General features: G+C 74.1%; 16 protein-coding genes and 1 pseudogene. 8 read left to right on the forward strand and 9 right to left on the reverse strand.

What is annotated here, in order from left to right; all coding sequences use genetic code 11:
• The first annotated feature begins 162 nt into the window (after positions 1 to 162).
• Together ABD284_RS07765 and ABD284_RS25750 are read left to right on the forward strand one after the other, a co-directional pair.
• Positions 163 to 663, forward strand: coding sequence for an NUDIX hydrolase (locus tag ABD284_RS07765; protein ID WP_344141848.1), 501 nt, complete (start codon positions 163 to 165; stop codon positions 661 to 663).
• Positions 664 to 725: 62 nt separating this feature from the next.
• Positions 726 to 1,295 (forward strand): annotated as a pseudogene (locus ABD284_RS25750) (IS982 family transposase); the annotation flags it as partial.
• A gap of 79 nt (positions 1,296 to 1,374) precedes the next feature.
• Here ABD284_RS25750 and ABD284_RS07775 read toward each other — a convergent pair.
• The 3 genes from ABD284_RS07775 to ABD284_RS07785 all read right to left on the reverse strand — a co-directional run bounded on the left by ABD284_RS07775 (position 1,375) and on the right by ABD284_RS07785 (position 4,516).
• Complete coding sequence (locus ABD284_RS07775; protein ID WP_344141850.1) at positions 1,375 to 2,865, reverse strand: NAD(P)H-hydrate dehydratase; 1,491 nt, start codon at positions 2,863 to 2,865, stop codon at positions 1,375 to 1,377.
• Between the two features lie 131 nt (positions 2,866 to 2,996).
• Complete coding sequence (locus tag ABD284_RS07780) at positions 2,997 to 3,629, reverse strand: Uma2 family endonuclease (protein WP_344141851.1); 633 nt, start codon at positions 3,627 to 3,629, stop codon at positions 2,997 to 2,999.
• Positions 3,630 to 3,805: 176 nt separating this feature from the next.
• Positions 3,806 to 4,516: an alpha/beta fold hydrolase gene (locus ABD284_RS07785; RefSeq protein ID WP_344141853.1), complete on the reverse strand. Its 711-nt coding sequence runs from the start codon at positions 4,514 to 4,516 to the stop codon at positions 3,806 to 3,808.
• A 406-nt stretch (positions 4,517 to 4,922) separates the two neighbouring features.
• Between ABD284_RS07785 and ABD284_RS07790 the strand changes: the two genes are divergently transcribed.
• A complete protein-coding gene (locus ABD284_RS07790; RefSeq protein ID WP_344141855.1) occupies positions 4,923 to 5,480 on the forward strand; it encodes a DUF4913 domain-containing protein in 558 nt (185 codons plus the stop codon).
• A 57-nt stretch (positions 5,481 to 5,537) separates the two neighbouring features.
• Here the strand turns inward: ABD284_RS07790 and coaA are convergent, their stop codons facing one another.
• Positions 5,538 to 6,443 carry a type I pantothenate kinase gene (gene coaA, locus ABD284_RS07795; RefSeq protein ID WP_344142032.1) on the reverse strand — a complete coding sequence of 302 codons (906 nt, stop codon included), beginning with the start codon at positions 6,441 to 6,443 and terminating at the stop codon, positions 5,538 to 5,540.
• 669 nt (positions 6,444 to 7,112) lie between these two features.
• Here coaA and glmS point away from each other — a divergent pair.
• On the forward strand, positions 7,113 to 8,963 hold the full coding sequence (gene glmS / locus ABD284_RS07800) for a glutamine--fructose-6-phosphate transaminase (isomerizing) (protein WP_344141856.1): 1,851 nt from the start codon (positions 7,113 to 7,115) through the stop codon (positions 8,961 to 8,963).
• Between the two features lie 553 nt (positions 8,964 to 9,516).
• Here the strand turns inward: glmS and ABD284_RS07805 are convergent.
• Positions 9,517 to 10,530 carry an ABC transporter substrate-binding protein gene (locus tag ABD284_RS07805; protein ID WP_344141857.1) on the reverse strand — a complete coding sequence of 338 codons (1,014 nt, stop codon included), beginning with the start codon at positions 10,528 to 10,530 and terminating at the stop codon, positions 9,517 to 9,519.
• Between the two features lie 144 nt (positions 10,531 to 10,674).
• Between ABD284_RS07805 and ABD284_RS07810 the strand changes: the two genes are divergently transcribed.
• The 3 genes from ABD284_RS07810 to ABD284_RS07820 are packed head-to-tail and all read left to right on the forward strand — an operon-like array spanning position 10,675 to position 13,735.
• Positions 10,675 to 11,736, forward strand: coding sequence for a FecCD family ABC transporter permease (locus tag ABD284_RS07810; RefSeq protein ID WP_344141858.1), 1,062 nt, complete (start codon positions 10,675 to 10,677; stop codon positions 11,734 to 11,736).
• On the forward strand, positions 11,733 to 12,848 hold the full coding sequence (locus ABD284_RS07815; RefSeq protein ID WP_344141859.1) for a FecCD family ABC transporter permease: 1,116 nt from the start codon (positions 11,733 to 11,735) through the stop codon (positions 12,846 to 12,848). Before ABD284_RS07810 ends, ABD284_RS07815 begins: the two co-directional genes overlap by 4 nt.
• Entirely contained in the window at positions 12,845 to 13,735 is an 891-nt protein-coding gene (locus ABD284_RS07820; RefSeq protein WP_344141860.1) for an ABC transporter ATP-binding protein, read from the forward strand. The genes ABD284_RS07815 and ABD284_RS07820 overlap by 4 nt, the downstream gene beginning before the upstream one ends.
• 237 nt (positions 13,736 to 13,972) lie before the next feature.
• Here the strand turns inward: ABD284_RS07820 and glmM are convergent, their stop codons facing one another.
• The 4 genes from glmM to ABD284_RS07840 form a co-directional block, all read right to left on the reverse strand.
• Positions 13,973 to 15,319 (reverse strand): phosphoglucosamine mutase, encoded by a 1,347-nt coding sequence (glmM, locus tag ABD284_RS07825; RefSeq protein ID WP_344141862.1) that lies wholly within the window; start codon positions 15,317 to 15,319, stop codon positions 13,973 to 13,975.
• 258 nt (positions 15,320 to 15,577) lie between these two features.
• Entirely contained in the window at positions 15,578 to 16,093 is a 516-nt protein-coding gene (gene rpsI / locus ABD284_RS07830) for a 30S ribosomal protein S9 (protein ID WP_344141864.1), read from the reverse strand.
• A 35-nt stretch (positions 16,094 to 16,128) separates the two neighbouring features.
• Positions 16,129 to 16,578: a 50S ribosomal protein L13 gene (gene rplM / locus ABD284_RS07835; protein ID WP_344141865.1), complete on the reverse strand. Its 450-nt coding sequence runs from the start codon at positions 16,576 to 16,578 to the stop codon at positions 16,129 to 16,131.
• A 950-nt stretch (positions 16,579 to 17,528) separates the two neighbouring features.
• On the reverse strand, positions 17,529 to 18,458 hold the full coding sequence (locus ABD284_RS07840) for a hypothetical protein (protein WP_344141867.1): 930 nt from the start codon (positions 18,456 to 18,458) through the stop codon (positions 17,529 to 17,531).
• 189 nt (positions 18,459 to 18,647) lie between these two features.
• Between ABD284_RS07840 and ABD284_RS07845 the strand changes: the two genes are divergently transcribed.
• On the forward strand, positions 18,648 to 19,541 hold the full coding sequence (locus ABD284_RS07845; RefSeq protein ID WP_344141868.1) for a hypothetical protein: 894 nt from the start codon (positions 18,648 to 18,650) through the stop codon (positions 19,539 to 19,541).
• The last annotated feature ends 51 nt before the right edge of the window (positions 19,542 to 19,592 follow it).

Here is a 19,592-nt window from a genome sequence, read left to right on the forward strand (position 1 = left end):
CGCGGGATGAAGGCACGGCGCCCCCAGTTCGAGCCACGGCTGTCCCCGTCCCTTGCGTCGGCCCCATCGCCTACTGTTCACGTGTACCACCACTGCGTGTCGTGGGGCCAGGGTCGGGACGGACCGCCGCGGGCGGTCCGCTTCAGGGGAAAGGAGGCATCCGTGGCACAGGGAGTCAGCGTGGCGCCCGGCATCCGCTTCCCCGACACCGCCGACGGCGGGCTGTGGGTCGCGGGGGCCGTGGTCTCCGACGGCGAGGGGCGCGTGTTCGTGCAGCGCCGCTCGCCGGACCGGCGGCTGTTCCCCGGCTGCTGGGACCTCGTCGGCGGCCATGTCGAGCCCGGCGAGACGATGCCCGAGGCGCTCGCCCGCGAGATCGCCGAGGAGACCGGCTGGCGGCTGACCGCGGTCGTCGCCGAGCTCGACCGGCTGGTGTGGACGCCCGGCGACGGCGTGCGCCGCAACGAGGCGGACTACCTGGTGCGCGTGTCGGGCGACCTCGCCACGCCCCGCCTGGAGCCGGGCAAGCACACCGAGTTCCGCTGGATCGGCGAAGGGGACCTGGGCCTGCTCAAGGACAGCCGCGACCCCGGCGACACGTTCGTCGCCGACATGGCCGCCCGCGGCCTGGCCCGCGCAAAGACGGATCAGGCCGACCAGTAGATCGTTGATGGGAGTTTCCCGAACCGGCTGCGGGCATGGCGAAGGGCGCCGAAGATCAGTGTGTGAAGACAAACCTCGACGCCCTTCTGATCGCACTCTATATCCACCTGGACGACCACGTCCTGCATTCGGCCCGACAACCGCGCAATCGCGGCTCGATACGGCTGCGCACCGACGCCGAACCCGTCTGCGTGGCCGTGGCTCAGGCCCGCTGCCCTGCGACGACGAGCGCCGATGGCTGCGATCGGCCCCGGCCCGGATCGGTCGTCTCCTCCCGCGCCTGCCGGCCCGGTCCGAGTACAACCGCCACCTGCGCGATACGGCACCGGCCCTGCTCGCCGCGGGGATGTGGCCGGCCCGGGCGAGATCGCCGGCTACGGGAAGGACGAGTCCCACCACGCCTTCTGCTGGGGCGCCGAGCTGACGCCGGTTACCACCGCCGAGGGGCCGGTGTGCGCGTTCGGCCCGGCCCACCCAAGGAGCCGGAGGAGCACGAGCAGGCGCTGCGCGTGCTCCATGCGCACCGGTGCGCGCCGGGTGAATGCCTGATCGTGTGCCACGAGGGCTTCCCGGTGCCGCTCTCGCACACAGCCGGGGAAGAAGCCGGGGCGGGCCCCTGCCGACCGGCGAGAACGCGGCGGGAGAGGTGCCGGGGCGCCGCGCAGGAGGACAGCACCCCGTCGAACACGCCCCAGGACACCGTCCGAACCCTCATCCGACCTCGGCCAGGGCGGCGGGAAGGGCGTCGAACAGGTCCGAGGCCGAGACCGGGGCTCCGTCGCGGGCCAGCCGGGCGGCGAGGCCGTGCACGTAGGCGCCCGCCGCGGCCGCTTCGCGGGGTGCCAGGCCCGCGGCCATGAAGGAGCCGATCACGCCCGCCAGCACGTCGCCCGTACCGGCGGTGGCCAGCAGCGGGCTGCCGGTGGGGTTGGCGACCGCGGGGCGCCCCGGCTCCGCCACGACGGTGGTCGACCCCTTCAGCAGGACCGTGCACCCGTACTCGTCGGCGGCACGCGACGCGTACGACAGCCGGCCGCCCTCGACGTCGGTGCGCTCGGTGCCCGGCAGCAGCCGGGCCAGCTCGCCTGCGTGCGGTGTGAGCAGGGTGGGCGCGGAGCGCTCGCGCACGAGCTCCGGCTTCTTCGACACCAGGGTGACCGCGTCGGCGTCGAGCAGCACCGGCAGCTCCGTCTCCACGACGGCCTCCAGCTCGGCCCGCGCCATCGGGTGCAGGCCGCGACCGGGGCCCACGACCCAGGCCGCCACCCGGCGGGGCAGCGCGGCCAGGGGGTCCATCGGGTCCAGCACGGAGGCCACCGCCTCGGGCCAGCGGCTGAGCACCTCGCCGACGACACCCTCGGACCCGGCATAGCGCACCATGCCCACGCCGGCGCGCAACGCGCCGCCGACTGCCAGCACCGCGGCGCCCCGGTAGCGGTCCGAGCCCACCGCCATCGCCAGCACGCCGCGCCGGTACTTGTCGGACTCGCCCGTCGGCCGCGGCAGCAGCCGGGCGACGTCCCCGCTCTGCGGGCACTCCAGGCTCGGACCGGACAGCTCGGGACCGAGCCCGATGTCCACCAGCTCCACGACACCCGCGCGCTCGGCCCCGGGGTCGACGAACAGGCCGGGCTTGTGGGTGCCGAACGTGACCGTGACGTCGGCCCGCACGGTGGGGCCGGAGGCGGTCCCGGTGTCGGCGTCGATCCCGCTGGGCAGGTCGACGGCGACCGTCGGCGCCAGGGCCGCGCCCGCCAGCCCCGCGAGCGCAGCGTGGGGCTCGCGCAGGCCGCCGCTGCCGCCGATGCCCACCAAGCCGTCGACGAGGAGGTCGGCCGCCGCGATCTCCTCGGCCGCGGCGGAGTCGCCGATGCTCCGGCCGCCGCTGGGCGCCGCCACGGTGCGGCCGCCGACCGCCCGCAGCGCCGCCAGTCCCCCCTCGTGCACGCGCGAACCCGCGAGCACCGCGCGCACGGACGCGCCGCGGCGCGCCAGCAGGGCGCCTGCGTAGAGCGCGTCGCCGCCGTTGTCGCCGCTGCCGACCAGCAGCACCACCCGCGCGCCGTACGTGCGCGGCAGCATCCGCGAGCACGCGGCCGCAAGCCCGGCGGCGGCCCGCTGCATCAGCGCGCCCTCGGGCAGCCGCTCCATCAGCGCGCCCTCGGCCTTGCGCACCGCGGCGGCGGAGTGTGCGTTGCGCACGGGGCCTCCTCTTCGGTCGTCGCCCGGTCCCGCGCCCGGCTCGGCGCTACTGCGAGCATGCCGCAGCCCGCCCGATCCCGGAAACCCGGCCCGCCGCGGACAGCGACCGGCTCCACTGCGCGAACCGGGTGTCACATGTCGTCGATCGCGGTGAGATCGACGTCGATGTCGAAGGGCACCGCGAGCTTCAACCGGTCGCGATGGATACCCGAGGCGACGTAGGCGCCGGTGGCGGGGTCCAGCTCGTAGACGTAGACGACCGGGCGCCCGTCCTCGTTCTCGACCCGCCAGTGGTGCTTGATCCCCGCCTGCGCGTACAGCTGCGGCTTGCGCTCCCGGTCGCGGACCTCCGACTCCTCGGAGACGACCTCGACGGCGAGGACCACGGACTCGGGCCGGTAGGCCGTCAGGTCGGGGCTCTCCTCAGCAGAGGAGTCCACGATGACCAGGTCGGGTTCGGGCCGCTGGCGGGGTCCGAGGATGACACTCATTGCACGCCGGGAACGGAGGTGCGGCGGCTTCTGTCGTAGTTCCGCCCTCAGGTGGTCGATCACCAGCATGTGGAACAGGGTCTTGGGACTCACGAAGACCAGGCTCCCGTCGATGAGCTCAGTGTGCTGGGGGAGATCCGGGATCCGGTCGAGGTCCTCGGCGGTGTAGCCCTCGGGGGGAGGGATCGGCCAGTCGCGGATTGAGGGGGCCCGCTCCGGCTCGTCCTCAGAGGCCGACCGCGCCTGGGGGTCGGTCGCGCAGACAACGCCCATGTCACTACCTCCGGCTGTCGGATCACTGTCGTCGCCCAGAGCAGCCATTCGTGTCACCCCGTCACGGTGCTTCCGGCATACCGCCGCGCTCATCGCCTGCATCGGACATACCCGGGCCGTGCACAGGGAATCGGCCGTGCCACGGAGCGTGTTCAGGTGCGGCTTCCGGGCGCCGGTCAGCCGATGATGCCGGCGACCTCTTCGGGGGCCGAGACGTGCGGGCAGTGGCCGGCGTCGACCTCCAGCGCCTTGATCCGCAGGCGCAGTTCGGCGGCGACGCGCATCCACTGCGGGCGCAGGGTGCGGTCGCGTACCGGGAGCAGGTAGGTGGACGCGACGCCGTCCGGGAGCGGGCGGGGCTCCTGCGCGTAGACGCGGGCCGGCTGGAACAGCCGGACGGTGTCCAGTCCCCAGCGCAGTGTCGCCAGGTCGCCGTCGTGGAAGAGGAAGTAGCCCGCCGTCACCGGATCCCCGGTGGGCGGGGCGGCCAGACCGCTCCACTCGCTGCTGAACATCTCCGCCGCCGACCCCTGGATCTCGCTGAGCAGGCTGCGCCGGCGGACGGTGTCCGGCACGAAGGCCGCCAGCCAGACCACCCGGCTCGCGCCCAGTCGGGCGGCCACCGCGGACGCCAGTGCGCCCGCGCCCGAGTGCACGACCACAACGGGCCCCGCGCCGGAACTCCCCACCACCGGTGCCTCCGAGCCCGCCGCCGCGGCCGCGACCTGCCTCGCGGCGATCTCCGCGTAGCCGTCGGCGTCGAGGTCGGATCCGCCCTCCAGCAGGTCGACGGCCACCGCCCGGTGCCCTCGCCGGGCCAGTGCCGCGGTGAGCCGGTCCCAACCCCGGGGGGACTGCGTGGTTCCGTGTACGAGGACGTAGTCCATGGCGCTTCCTTCGCGAGTCGCGGCCCCGGCGCCAGGAGGCCCCCGCAATCTCCCCGGCACCCCTCACCAGTAGGTCCGTCGCGACAAACCTATGATCATCGAGCCCGGGCGGGGAACCGTTCCGGCAATGGAAATCGTCCCGATTCGCGGAATTGGCGGCATTCGCCCGGCCGCCGAGGGCCCGGCGGCAGGCGCACTCTCCCCCGGGGCCGGTCGCGGACACCCGGCCGCCGGGGCCCCGGCCGGACAGTGCGGCACGCCGTGTGGCATACGGTCTGGAGAAGCCCTCACCACCGCACCGGACGCCTCCGCACGCGCGGCGCCCGGGTGTCGGCAACCGGCCCATATGTGACGACTCGACCGGGACGCTGGTCCCGGACACGGACAGCAGCACGGGACTTGCCGCATGACCTCCACAGACGACCGCATCGCCACCGAAGGCGGGCCGCACCGGGACGGACTCTTCGAGCGCGTGACACATCTGCAGGACGCCATGCACCGGCTCGGTGCGGACGTCATCAGGTTGCAGACGCAGCTCACCGAGCTCGCCGCTGCGCCGGAGCCGCAGAAGGAGGAGGACGGCGGGGCTCCGCCGTTCATCTTCAACATGTCCCGCGACGCCTACAAGGGCGAGCTGGCGACCCTCGTCACCTGGGTGAACGAGTTCCTCGTCCCGGTCTACGCGGGTTCGGGCGAGGACCTGCACGGCGACCGCGCCTCCGGTCGCGCGCCCTGGTGCCCGGCGTGGTGGGAGCACCACGAGGCGGTCGGGCGGCTGCACGCGCTGCGCCTGGCCTACGAGGAGCTGTGCGACACCCGGGTGTCGGGCCCCTCCGGTCCGGCCGTGTGGCACCGCGACCACCTCGACCCGGCACTGGAGCGGCTGCGCTCGCCCCACGGCCCGTTCGCCGCGTGCTCGGCGACGACGGGCCACCGCGGGAGCACCCGCTCCGAGCCGGCCTGAGCCCGGCCCGCCGCCGGGGCGGGCGCGGGCCCGCGCCGCAGTCGGCACCGCACGGCCTCAGGTCTTGCGCAGCCGCACCCGGCGCACCGCGTGGTCGGCGCCCTTGTGCAGCACCAGGGTGGCCCGACCGCGCGTCGGCGCGATGTTCTCGACCAGGTTCACCTCGTTGATGCTGCGCCACACGCCCGTCGCGAACTCCACGGCCTGCTCCTCGTCCAGCTCGCTGGACATCGCGTGGAAGAAGGAGCGCGGGTCGGAGAAGGCGGTGCGCCGCAGCTCCAGGAAGCGGTCCAGGTACCAGGAGCGGATGTGCTCCGCCTTGGCGTCGACGTAGATCGAGAAGTCGAAGAAGTCGGCCACCGCGAGCCGCCCCGGCAGCGGCGGCTGCAGCACGTTGATGCCTTCGAGGATGAGGATGTCGGGCCGCTGCACCGTCTGCGTCTCGCCGGGGACCAGGTCGTAGGCGAGGTGGGAGTAGACCGGGATCTCCATCCGCGGCGCGCCGGCCTTCATCTCCGACACGAACCGCACCAGCGCGCGCCGGTCGTAGCTCTCCGGGAACCCCTTGCGGTTCATGATGCCCCGGTCCTGCAGGACCGCGTTGGGGTAGAGGAAGTTGTCGGTGCTGACCAGTTCCACGTTCGGGTGGTCGGGCCACTGCGCCAGCAGTGTGCGCAGCAGGCGGGCGGTGGTGGACTTGCCCACCGCCACGCTGCCGGCGACGCCGATGACGAACGGCATCGGCTGGTCGCCCTCGCCCAGGAACCCGCGCACCGCGGCGTGCCGCTGCCGGGTCGCGTTGACGTAGAGGTTGAGGAGCCGGGAGAGCGGCAGGTAGATGTCGCGCACGTCGTCGAGCGACGTGGGATCGGTGGTGCCCCGCAGCGCTTCGAGGTCGTCCTCGGTCAGCCGGAGCGGTGTCGTATCGCGCAGCGCCGCCCATGCCGGCCGGTCGAGTTCCACATACGGCGTTGAGAAGCCGTTCTTCGTCGAAGCCACGCCTGCCCACACTAGACGAGCCCTATCTGGCGGAAGCGCCCTCCCCCGGGACAGCGCCGGTGAGGGCCCGATGGTGGTGCGGGATGCCGTTTCCCCGCACCACCACCGGACGATCGCGCGGGGCCGCTGCGCCCCGCCGGTCCGGGAACCGCCGCCGCCCGTCCGGCGCAGTACTCGACCGGGGCCGGCGGTCGGGGGACCCACCGCGCCGGGCGCCGACGCCGTCCGGCGGCGCGGGCCGGTACCCCCCTTGCCGCCGTGCGCATGGCGGCCCCGTCGGACCGGCCGGGCGGACAGGACCCGATCGTGTGCCCTGAGCCCCGGTGCGGGCCTCGACGGACACGGGGGGATGCGAGGCGATTGGGTGATCTTTATCCGCCGCTTAACGTCGCCGTACCGGCACGCCGCGCGCACGGCGCGGCGCGAACCGCCGGCCGGCCTCGGACAGGCGCGGATAATTCTCCCGCTGTTCACCGGAGCGCCCGGCGACGGCGCAGCGGCGCCAACGGCCCCTCTGACGTGCGCGGTCTTACCGCGGCCACCAAATGGTCTATACCCTTACCTGCGGAAACTCTTATTGGTATGGCGCCCGGGTGGTCGGCTGGAAGCCGTTCATCGCTTACGCTGGCCCTCATGTGCGGAATCGTTGGCTACGTCGGGCCGCAACCGGCGCTTGAGGTCGTCGTCGACGGCCTCAAAAGGTTGGAGTACCGCGGGTACGACTCCGCGGGAGTCGCCGTTCTGGCCGACGGCCGGATGGACACCGAGAAGCGCGCCGGCAAGCTCGCCAACCTCAAGGCGGCCCTGGCCGAAGCGCCGCGCTCGGCCGACGGCATCGGAATCGGGCACACACGCTGGGCCACCCACGGTGCCCCGAACGACGTCAACGCCCACCCCCACGTCGACAACGACAACCGGGTGGCGGTGATCCACAACGGCATCATCGAGAACTTCGCCTCGCTGCGCCTGGAGCTGGAGGAGCGCGGCTGCAAGTTCTCCTCCGAGACCGACACCGAGGTGGCCGCCCACCTGCTCGGTGAGGAGGTCAAGGAGCAGGGCGAGGACCTGGCCGCCGCCATGCGCGCGGTCTGCCGCCGCCTGGAGGGCGCCTTCACCCTGGTCGCGATGCACGCGGGCGACCCCGACCTGGTCGTGGCGGCCCGCCGCAACTCCCCGCTGGTGGTCGGGCGCGGCGACGGCGAGAACTTCCTCGCCAGCGACGTCGCCGCCTTCATCGCCCACACCCGCGACGCCGTCGAGCTGGGCCAGGACCAGGTGGTGGAGCTGCGCCGGGACTCGGTGGCGGTCACCGACTACGACGGCAACCCCGCCCCGGTGCGCGAGTACCACGTCGACTGGGACGCCTCGGCCGCCGAGAAGGGCGGCTACGACTACTTCATGCTCAAAGAGATCGTCGAGCAGCCGCAGGCGGTGGCCGACACCCTCCTGGGCCGCGTGGCCGTCGACGGGACGCTCACCCTCGACGAGATGCGGCTGGCCCCGTCCGAGCTCCGCGAGATCGAGAAGATCGTCATCATCGCCTGCGGGACCTCCTACCATGCCGGCCTGATCGCCAAGTACGCGATCGAGCACTGGTGCCGCGTCCCGTGCGAGGTCGAGGTCGCCAGCGAGTTCCGCTACCGCGACCCCATCCTCAACCGGCAGACCATGGTCATCGCCATCTCGCAGTCGGGCGAGAGCATGGACACGCTGATGGCGGTGCGCTACGCCCGCGAGCAGCGCGCCCGCGTGCTGGCGATCTGCAACGTCAACGGGTCGACGATCCCGCGCGAGTCCGACGGCGTGCTCTACACCCACGCCGGGCCGGAGGTGGGTGTCGCGGCCACCAAGACCTTCCTGACCCAGCTGGTGGCCTGCTACCTGATCGGGCTGTACCTGGCCCAGGTGCGCAACACCAAGTTCGGCGACGAGATCAACGCCGTCATCGGGCAGCTGGCCAACATGCCCGAGCAGGTGGAGAAGGTGCTGGGCACGGTCGGCCCGGTGCGCGAGCTCGCCCGCTCGCTGGCCGACTCGGGCACCGTGCTCTTCCTGGGCCGCCACGTGGGCTACCCCGTGGCGCTGGAGGGCGCGCTCAAGCTCAAGGAGCTGGCCTACATGCACGCCGAGGCCTTCGCGGCCGGCGAGCTCAAGCACGGTCCGATCGCGCTGATCGAGGACGGTCTTCCGGTGGTCGTCGTGGTGCCCTCGCGCGAGGGGCGCGGCGTGCTGCACGACAAGATCGTGTCCAACATCCAGGAGATCCGGGCCCGCGGCGCCCGCACCATCGTCATCGCCGAGGAGGGCGACGAGAGCGTGCGGCCCTTCGCCGACGAGCTGATCGAGATCCCCGCGGTGCCGACCCTGCTGCAGCCGATAGTCTCGTCGATCCCGATGCAGGTGTTCGCCTGCGAGCTGGCGCTGGCCAAGGGCAACGACGTCGACCAGCCGCGCAACCTCGCCAAGAGCGTCACCGTCGAGTAGGGCGCGGCCCTGTCGGCCGCCGCACACGCGGGCCCGCCCGCCGGTCCCGGAGCGCTCCGGGACCGGCGGGCCCTTGCCGCGGCTCGCCTGCGGCCGTGCGGCATCCCGCTGCATCCCGCGGCCGGAGCGCCGGGACCGACCGCTCCGCCGGGACCGGCCGCTGGGCGCCGTGCGGGCGTGATCGACGGGTCGCTGTACTCCTGCGCAGCGCCCCGGCAGCACTCCCGCCGCGTTCTCGCCGGCCGACAGGACGGCGCTGCGCGCCTTCCGAGGCGGTCCGGCGGCTGCTGCGCAGCCGCCGGACCGCCTGCACCGTCCCCCAGCGCAGCGGCCAGTGGGGCAGGCGCCGCCGGCGCCGTTCCTCGGGCGGCCACCCGCCGGCTTTCGACCGGCAGGCCTGCGAGCACCGCAACCCGGTCGAACGCTGTACCGGCCGGTCGGAGCACCACCGGGCGACCGCGACACGCTCCGACCCGCTCGCCCGCCACTACGGGGCGGGATCGGTGCCGGTCAGCGCCTTGTTCCGGCGGAACCGCGCATCGCCGAACACGACCTAAGGCGCCTTCACGCCGAAGACGTCGGCCATGTCGTCGAGGACCGCGTCGGCGCCGAGGACGCTGACCGAGGTGAGCCACACCTTGTCGGAGACCTCGTGCTTCTCGCCTTCGAGCTGGTCCCACAGCGGGTTGGAAATGAACTTCTCGGACTTCTCCGCCGCCTCGCCGCTGCCGTCGTCCCACGTGGAGACCATGATGTGGTCGGCGTCGAGGTCGAGGATCTCCTCGGGGCTGAGGTTCGCGGCGATGCCGCCGTCCTCGGGCATCGGGGCGCCCTCGGGGCGGGGCAGGCCCACGTCCTTCTGGATGATGCCGGGGAAGGACTCCGGCCCGTACAGGCGCACGGTGGGTTCGCCGGCGAAGCGGGCGAGGGTCATGGTGGGCATCTCGCCGCCGTTCTCCGCGGCGACGGCCTCGCCCAGGCTCGCGGCCCGCTCCTCGTAGCCGGCGATCTGCTCCTCGGCCATGCCCCTCTTGCCCAGGGCCTCGCCCGCCAGCAGGTGGTTCTGCTTCCACGTCGCGCCGGTGGTCTCGGAGAACACCGTCGGGGCGATCTTGGACAGCTGGTCGTAGACGTCCTCGTGGCGGACCTTGGCCGACAGGATCAGATCGGGGTCCAGCTCGGCGATCTTGGCGAGGTCGGGGGCCTCCAGGGTCCCGACGACCTCGGCGTCGCCGGCGTAGGTCCGCCCCTTGTCGCCGAGGTAGTCCCGCAGCCCGCCGCCGTCGGAGTAGGCGGTGCGGCCGACGACCTCGGCCTCCAGGCCGATCGCGGAGTCGAGGTAGCTGGTGTCGAGCACCACGACGGTCTCGGGCTTCTGCCCGATCTCCGTCTCGCCCATGGCGTGCTCGACGGTGATGGGGAAGCCCCCGGGTCCGCCGTCGGAGCCTGGGGAGGCGTCGCCGCCACCGGTGTCCGATCCGCAGGCGGTCGCGAGAGCCAGCACTGCGGCTGCGGATCCGGTCGCGAGCATCCGCGCGGTCGTGCGCAGGCGTGCGGTGGGCGCCATCGGTCTCCCTTTGCAGTTCACGGTAGGTTAGGTTCGTCTTGCCTAATGCAAGGCGTGTGTCGTGAAACTGGAAGTATGTGAGTTTTGCGGCGCTTTGTCCAGCGCGTGTTCGCAGGTCGGTCGGCGAAGGAGAGGGTTGGCGCGGTGAGAACGAGCCCGGTCGCCCCGCCGCGCGGCGCTTTCGACAGCGCGACGGCCGACGCCGGGGCCCGCGTGCGGCGCCGCCTGGCAGGCCTGGCGCTGCTGCTGGGTGTACTCGCGCTGTGCACGGTGCTCAGCGTCGCCGTGGGCGCGCGCGGCCTCGCCCCCGCTGAGGTCTGGCGCGGACTCGTGGCCCCCGACGGCGGCGAGGCGGGCGCGATCGTGCACGGGCTGCGCCTGCCCCGCACCCTGCTCGGCCTGGTCGTGGGAGCGTCGCTGGGCGTGGCCGGCGTCCTGATGCAGAGCCACACCCGCAACCCCATCGCCGACCCGAGTCTGCTGGGCGTGGCCTACGGCGCGGCGTGCGCCGTGGTGCTCAGCGTCTTCCTGCTCGGGCTCGGCGACCTCTCCGCCTACGTCTGGTTCGCCATCGGGGGCGCGCTGGCCGCGAGCGTCGCGGTGTTCGCGATCGCCTCCGGCGGTGCACGCGGTCCCACGCCGATGACCCTGCTGCTGGCCGGCGCCGCCATGACCGCCCTTCTCAGCGCGATCACCTCGGCCGTCGTACTGCTGGACGAGCGCAGCCTGGAGGTCTACCGGTTCTGGCGCGTGGGGTCGCTCAGCGGCCGGCCCGCGGAGGTCGTGTACCAGATCCTGCCGTTCACCGCCGCCGGCGCGGCGCTCGCGCTGGCCGGGATGCGGGGCATGAACGCCCTGGCGCTGGGCGACGACGTCGCCACCGCCCTGGGCCACCGGGTGCGGCTCATCCGCGCCTCCGGCGTCGCCGCCATCGCACTGCTGTGCGGCGCGGCCGTCGCCGCCGCCGGACCGATCGGGTTCCTGGGCCTGATGGCGCCGCACGCCGCACGCGCCGTCACCGGGCCCGACCACCGGTGGATGGTGCCCTACGCGGCGCTGTGCGGCGCCGCGCTCATCCTCGCCGCCGACGTGGCGGGACGCGTCGTGCGCGGCTCCGGCGAGGTCGAGGTGGGTATCGTGCTCGCCGTGCTGGGCGGCCCCTTCTTCATCGCGCTGGTGCGCCGCAGGAGGCTGATCGAACTGTGAGCGCGCCCGCTCCCGCCCCCGAACCCGCGCGCCGCCGCCCTGCCGGTGCCGGACTGGACCGCCCGGCGCTGCGCATCGGCGCCGCATCCTGGCCCTGGCGGCCCCGCGCGGCCCTGGTGTGCCTCGCCGTCGCCGTGCTGCTGGCCGCCGCCTTCCTGCGGGCCCTGGTGGCCTTCGACTCCAGCGACGTGGGCCTGTCCGAGGTCGCGGCGGTGCTGCTGGGAGGCGGCGACTTCGGCCAGCGCTTCATCGTCCTCGAACTGCGCATGCCGCGCGCGCTCACCGGCGCCCTCGTCGGCGCCGCGCTGGGGCTCTCCGGCGCCATCCTGCAGTCCCTCGCCCGCAACCCGCTGGCCAGCCCCGACACGCTGGGGATCGGCTGGGGCGCGGCGATCGGCGCGGTCACCGTGATCGTGTTCGGCGGCAGCGCCGGGGGGATCAGCGGCGCCGTCGGCCAGTTCGGGGTGCCCGCGGGGGCGATCGCCGGCGGGCTCGTTGCGGCGTTCGCGGTCTTCGGCCTGTCTTGGCGCGCCGGCGTGCACAGCAACCGGCTGCTCCTGGTCGGCATCGCGGTCTCGCTGACCTGCGCGAACCTCGTCTACTGGCTCATCACCTGGACCGACCTGCAAAGCGCTGCCCGTGCCCAGACGTGGATCACCGGCAGCCTGCACGCCGCCGACTGGGACCGCGCCGGCGCCGCCGCGGTCGCCCTGGCGGTGATCATCCCGGTGGCGCTGGGGGCCAACCGCACGCTCGGCGCGCTGGGGCTCGGCGACGACGCCGCCCTCGGGCTGGGCGTGCGGGTCAGCGCCGCGCGGCTCGTGCTGCTGACGGTCTCCGCCCTGCTGGTGTGCGTGGCCACCTCGGCGGCGGGACCGATCAACTTCGTCGCGCTGGCCGCACCGCAGATCGCGATGCGGCTGTGCCGGTGCGCCCAGCCGCCGCCGTTCACCTCGATGCTGCTCGGCGGCGCGCTGACGCTGGTCGCCGACCAGCTGGCGGCCGGGCTCTTCGCGCCCACCCAGCTCCCCGTCGGCGTGTTCACCGCCGTACTCGGCGCACCCTTCCTGATGTACCTGATCGTCGTCCGACACCGGGAGGCCCGGCTATGACCCCCGACGACCCCTCCCCCGCCGAGCCCGCGCGGCTGCGCGCGGAGCGGGTCACGCTGGCCTACGGCGACACCGTCGTCTCGCGCGGCCTCGACTTCGCGGTGCCCGACCACGCGGTGACCGCCGTCATCGGCCCCAACGGCTGCGGCAAGTCCACTCTGCTGCGGGCGCTGGGGCGGCTGCTGCGACCCGCGGCGGGCCGGGTCGTGCTGGACGGTCGCCCGATCCGCTCGGTGCCTCCGCGCGCAGTCGCCCGCACCGTCGCGGTGCTCCCGCAGTCGCCGCAGGCCCCGCCGGGGCTGGCCGTCGCCGACCTGGTCGCGCGCGGGCGCCACCCGCACCAGAGCTGGTACCGGCAGTGGTCCTCCGGCGACCGCGAGGCGGTCGCGCACGCGCTGGAGCTCACCGGGATGCTGGACTGCGCCGACCGCACCCTGGAGCAGCTGTCGGGCGGCCAGCGCCAGCGCGCGTGGATCTCCATGGCCCTGGCCCAGGAGACCGATCTGCTGCTGCTGGACGAGCCCACCACCTTCCTCGACCTCGCCCACCAGATCGAGGTGCTGGACCTGGTGCGCGAGCTCAACGAGCGGCACGGGCGCACCGTGGTGATGGTGCTGCACGACCTGAACCTGGCCGCGCGCTACGCCCACCGGCTGGTCGCCATGTCCCGGGGCGCGGTCCGCGCCGAGGGCACGGCCGAGGAGGTGCTCACCCCCGAGCTGCTCGCCGAGGTGTTCGGCCTGCGGTGCGCCGTGGTTCCCGACCCCGTCTCCGGCACACCGCTGGTGGTCCCCGTCAGCGCCCACGACACCGCACCGGCTCACGGGGCCGCCGCCACGGGGGGCGGATCCGTCCGCGCGGGGCCCGCGGACGCGCCCGCCGGCTGATCGCCCGGTCCCCGGCCCCGAGCCGGCGTCGGCGCGGAGACCGCGCCACGCGAGCAGGGCGCGCAGGCCGGAGGTCGAGGACTCCGACGCCGTGGTCCCCCAGGACCGGCCCGAGGAGCTCGTGCGCCTGCTGAGGGAGTTCGTCCCCGTGCGTGAGCGCGGCTGAGGGCGGCGCCGGCGCGGCGCTCAGGTGGAGGCACCCGGGGGCCGGGCGGCGACCCGGCCCCGGAGATGCGGCTAGCTGATCTCCAGGTCCTCGCGCACCACTCCGGCCAGGCGCTCGGCGACCTCGTGGGCGTGCGCCTCCGCCGCCGCCTCGACCATGACGCGGACCATCGGCTCGGTGCCGCTGGGACGGATCAGCACGCGGCCGGTCTCGCCCAGCTCGGCCTCCGCCGCGGACACGGCCTCGGCCAAGGCCGCCGAGGACTTCGCACGGGCCTTGTCCACTCCGCGCACGTTGATCAGCACCTGCGGCAGCCGGGTCATCACCTTGGCCAGCTCGTCCAGCGCCAGGCCGCGGCGGCTCATCGCGCTCAGCAGGTGCAGCGCGGTCAGCAGGCCGTCGCCGGTGGTGGCGTGGTTGGTGATCACCACGTGGCCGGACTGCTCGCCGCCCAGCGAGTAGCCGCCCTCGCGCATCGCCTCAAGCACGTAGCGGTCGCCCACGGGGGTCTCGACCACGGTGATCCCCGCCTCGCGCATGGCCAGCTTCAGTCCCAGGTTGGACATCACCGTGATGACCAGGGTGTCCTTCGCCAGGCGGCCGGCCTCGTGCAGCTCCAGCGCGAGGATGCCCATGATCTGGTCGCCGTCGACCACCGAGCCGTCGGCGGCCACGGCCAGGCAGCGGTCGGCGTCGCCGTCGTGGGCGATCCCGGCGTCGGCCCCGTGGCCGACCACGGCCGCGCGCAGGTCGTCCAGGTGGGTCGAGCCGCACTCGTGGTTGATGTTCAGCCCGTCTGGGTCGTCGTGCAGCGTGACGACGTCGGCGCCGGCGCGCCGCAGGGCCTCGGGCGAGACCGCGGAGGCGGCGCCTTTGGCGCAGTCGACCACGACCCGGAGTCCGTCCAGCCCGTGCGGGACGGTGCCCACAACGTGCCGGATGTAGCGCTCGGCGCTGTCGGCGGCGTCGGTGACCCGTCCCACACCCGGGCCGACGGCGCCCTCGGCGGGGTCCTTCAGGGCCGCCGCGATGTCGTCCTCGACGGCGTCGGGAAGCTTGTGCCCGCCGCGCCCGAAGAACTTGATGCCGTTGTCGGGCGCCGGGTTGTGGCTGGCCGAGAGCATCACGCCGAAGTCGGCGTCCATCTCGGCGGTGAGATAGGCGACAGCGGGCGTGGGCAGCACACCCAGTCGCACGACGTCCACACCGGCGCTCGCGAGTCCGGCGACGACCGCCGCCTCCAGGAACTCGCCCGAGGCCCGGGGGTCGCGGCCCACGACCGCTCTGGGGCGCTCCCCGACGAAGTGCGCACCGGGCAGCACCCGGGCGGCGGCGATGGACAGCTCCAGCGCCAGAGCAGCGGTGAGGTCGCGACCCGCGACCCCACGGACTCCGTCGGTACCGAACAGCCGAGTCACGAACCAATCGCCCCTTCGTCTGGGTAGTAGCGGACCGGGCCCATCCCACACGGCTCCGCGACCGCCGGGACGGCCGCGGCCCGCGCGCTGCGGAACGGGACGATAGCCCGGTCGGCCGATGTACCCGCACGCATGCGCCGAAGTGGGATGCACCGGCGAAAAACGTACGGCCCGCGCAGACCACCCGGAGCAGTCCGGGGGAAAGGCGGGCCGTGACCGGACGCGCCGACCGGAGCCGGCGGCATCGCGGCCGAGCGCTTAGCGCTTGGAGTACTGCGGAGCCTTGCGGGCCTTCTTCAGGCCGGCCTTCTTCCGCTCGACCTCGCGGTCGTCGCGGGTGAGGAAGCCGCCCTTCTTCAGGACCGGGCGGTTGTTCTCGGCGTCCAGCCCGGCGAGGGCGCGGGCGAGGCCGTGGCGCAGCGCACCGGCCTGGCCGCTGGGGCCGCCGCCGTTGAGCCGGGCGAAGACGTCGTAGGCACCCTCGAAGCCAAGGGCGACCAGCGGCTCCTTGATGACCTGCTGGTGCACCTTGTCGGGGAAGTAGTCCTCCAGCGACTTGCCGTTGACCTTCCACTCGCCCGAGCCGGGCGTGATCCGGACGCGGGCGATCGCCTGCTTGCGCCGACCCGTGCCGGCGCCCGGGCCGGAAGCGGTCGGGACGTACCCGGCGGCCGCGCCCTCGGGGGTCTCGCTGGTGTACTCAGCGGGGAAGTCCTCGGAATTCCCCTCGAAGTCCTGAGTTGCGACGTCTTCGATACCGGTCGGCTCGACCACGGTTCTCCTCGTACTTCCTTCAGTCTCGCGAACGCCTAGGCGGGCTGATCGATCTTCTTCAACTCGTAGGGCACCGGCTGCTGCGCCTGGTGCGGGTGCTCCGCTCCGGCGTAGACCTTGAGCTTCTTGGCCATCTGGCGGCCCAGGGAGCCCTTCGGCAGCATGCCCTTGACCGCCTTCTCGATGGCCCGCTCCGGGTGCTTCTCAAGGAGCTCGCTGTAGGGGACCGAGCGCAGGCCGCCGGGGTAGCCGGAGTGCCGGTAGGCGCGCTTCTGCTGCAGCTTGTTACCGGTCAGCGCCACCTTGCCGGCGTTCACGACGATCACGAAGTCGCCGGTGTCGATGTGCGGCGCGTAGTAGGTCTTGTGCTTGCCTCGGAGCAGAGTGGCGACGTGGCTGGCCAGCCGCCCGAGCACGACATCGCTGGCGTCGATGACGTGCCACTGACGCTGGACATCGCTGGGCTTAGGGCTGTATGTGCGCACGATCGTAAGCCTTCGTCTCAGTCGGCGGGGCCCATCCCCGCGGACGGAGATGGAGAACTCGTAATTGCTGGGCCGGGTGCCGCACCCTTGCGAGGGCGGCCATCCGGCGAGTGGGTGCGGAGGATGCGTGGCCGGCACCCGCGAATGAGCATACGGGAGCCCACGGCAACTCAACGCACAACAACGGAATATACTATCGACCGGACGCACTGCTGGTCAAAGCGAGCGAAGATCATACACTGCCGAGTCATGCACGGACCCGCAGCGGCACGGCGACCAATGAATACTCCGCTTCCATTATGCCTTGCCCGGCGAGTGCTTTGTCCGCCCGCCCGCCAGCCCGCCCACCACCCCTGCAAGCTCCGCTGCGGACCACCGGGCGTCCGCGGCTCCCGCGCACCCCCTGCTCAACGTTCCGAAGCGGCGCACTCGGCGTCCGAGGGGTTATCCTCGGGCCCGCACCGTCGATCGCACCGGCCGAGCGCGAAGCGCCCCCAGCGCTGCTCCGCCGCGGCGGCCGCCCGGAACCGCCGGCAGGAACGGCGGCTGCGCCGAGAGCGCCGCGGCGGCGAGCCGCCGCCGACACCACCTGACGCCGGCCGCCCGACCGGGAGCGTGCGGCCGCGACCGCAGGCCCGGCCGGGCAGACACGAAGGCGACCGCCTGCCCTCCACCCCATCCGTCTCCCCCAGGACAGTCTTCGGAGTACCGCCATCACACCGCATTCAAACGAGCCGAACGACGGCCGCCCTGATCCGCGGCACGCAGCCACCCACCCGGACTCCGCTGATCACCCCGCCGCCGAAGGGCCGCAGCAGCCGTACCAGGGCGCGCCCGCGGACGGCGGAGACCTCCTCGGCGGGGCGCCCGACCCGGGCGGGCAGAGCCCGTTGGGACCGATGGCGCCGCCGGCCGGCGGCGTACCGGGCGGCGGCGTACCGCAGGCGCCCTCACCCCCGCAGGGACCGCAGCCGGGCCACCCCGGCGGCGCTCCGCAGCCCGGACCGTCGGGGCCGCAGGCACCCGCCGGCCAGCACCCCCACCAGCCCCAGCAGCCCTCCTACAGCCCGTCCGGCGGGCAGCAGCCCCTGTACCCCCAGCAGCCCGGCGGGGGCTCCGGGGGCCAGGTGCCGCCCGGCGCCGCGCACCAGCCGCAGCCGGGCGCGCCGGGCCAGCCTCCCCCCTCCGGACCCCACCAGCCCCACCCGCACCAGCACCCCTCCGGCGGCCAGCAGCCCCACCCGGCCGGCGGGCCTGCGCCGCAGCACCCCGGGCACCCCCAGCCGCCCCCCGGCTTCCCCGGGTCCGGCCAGGCGCCGTCGTCCGGACCGCAGCAGCCGCATCCGCAGTCGGGGCCTTCGGGCGGCCAGGTGCCGCAGCAGCCGCACCCCGGCGCGCCGGGCCAGGCTCCCGGACCCCAGCAGCCACACCCGCACCACCAGCACCCCTCCGGCGGCCAGGTGCCGCCGGCGGCGCCGCAGCAGCCGCACCCCGGCGCGCCGGGCCAGCCTCCCCCCTCCGGCCCTCAGCAGCCCCACCCGGGCGCGCCCGGCCGGCCGACGGCCGGCGGCCCGGCCCCGCAGCACCCCGCGGGCGGCCAGCAGCCGCCCGGGGCGCCGGGCCCGGGACCCCAGCAGGCGTGGCAGCAGCCCGGACAGCCCGGCCCCCAGGGCCATCAGCAGGCGCCGCAGGCGGGGCCGCAGCAGCCGGGCGGCGTGCCGCAGGGCGCGCCCGGCCAGCCGCAGCCGGGGCAGCCCCAGCCGCCGGGCGGCTACGGCGCGCCCGGCGGCATGCCTGCGCAGGACCCGCAGCAGCAGCGCCCCGGTCTTCCGGCCGCTCCGGCACCGGGTCCGCAGCAGCCCTATCAGCAGCAGCCTCACCAGCCGCCCCCCGGAGCCGGCGGACCCGGCGGGCAGTGGCCGCCCCCTCCGGGCGCCGGCAACCCCGGGCAGCCGCATCCCGGCCAGGCCCCGCCTGGTGCACCCGGCGGGCCGCAGCAGCCCCACCAGCCGCCGCCCGGCGCGCCGCAGCCCCCGTACAACCCCAACCAGCCCATTCAGGGCCGCGTCGTGGCTCCCGGCACCCCCACACCGGAAGGCGTCGAGGAGGAACCGCTGTTCCCGGCCGACGCCGGCGCGTCCACGCAGAACATGAACGCGGTGGCCGACGACGGTGCCACGCAGAACGTCAACCGGGTCGAGGACGACTTCGGCGGCCGCCCCATGTTCCGCGACGACTCCAGCGCGGGTGCGGGCGGGCACAGCACCGCCGAGATCGACCTGTCCGACATCGGCGACGACTACGACTACGGCGGCGGCGGCGGACGCCGGAGCCTGCCCGGCGGCAACACGCTGCTCCTGGTGGCGGGCTTCGTGGCGATCCTGCTGCTGGGCGGCGGAGGCGCCTTCTTCATCGCGACCAGCGGGGCCGGCTCCGACGCCGACCTGGCCGCCGGCGAAGCCCCCGAGACCCCGACGGACCTGGAGACCGGCGACCTGTTCCCCGAGTCCGTGGACGTGGCGGGCGAGTCCTTCACGCTGAGCACCACCGACGACACCGACGAATGCCAGACCGCCGCCCACGGCGACTACGGCGAGGTGCTGACCGATAACAACTGCCAGCAGATCGTGCGGGCGACCTACGTCGGCGAGGACGGGGCGACCGCGGTCACCGTCGGCATCGCGGCGATGGGCAGCCCCGAGGAGGCCCAGGCGGCGGAGCAGGAGCAGGACCTCGGCTCCGCGCAGTGGTTCGCGGGCCTCAAGGGCGAGGAGGGCGGCGGCGCCGAGCGGATGGGCGTCGCCGGCGGCCACGGCTCGGGCGCCCGCTGGGGCCCTTACCTGGCCTTCTCCCTCGCGGCGGCCAGCGACGGCCGCGTCAACGAGAGCCGCGCGGACGAGATGGCCGAGGTCAGCGAGGGCTTCCTGGACGTTCCGCTGAACTCCCTGGGCGAGAACGTGTAGCCGCGGAGGCGGCGGCGCCGCACCGACGGCCGCCGCCGCCTCCCGGGCCGA

This window comes from Streptomonospora arabica, from assembly GCF_039531585.1.
GTDB classification, from domain to species: Bacteria; Actinomycetota; Actinomycetes; order Streptosporangiales; family Streptosporangiaceae; genus Streptomonospora; species Streptomonospora halophila.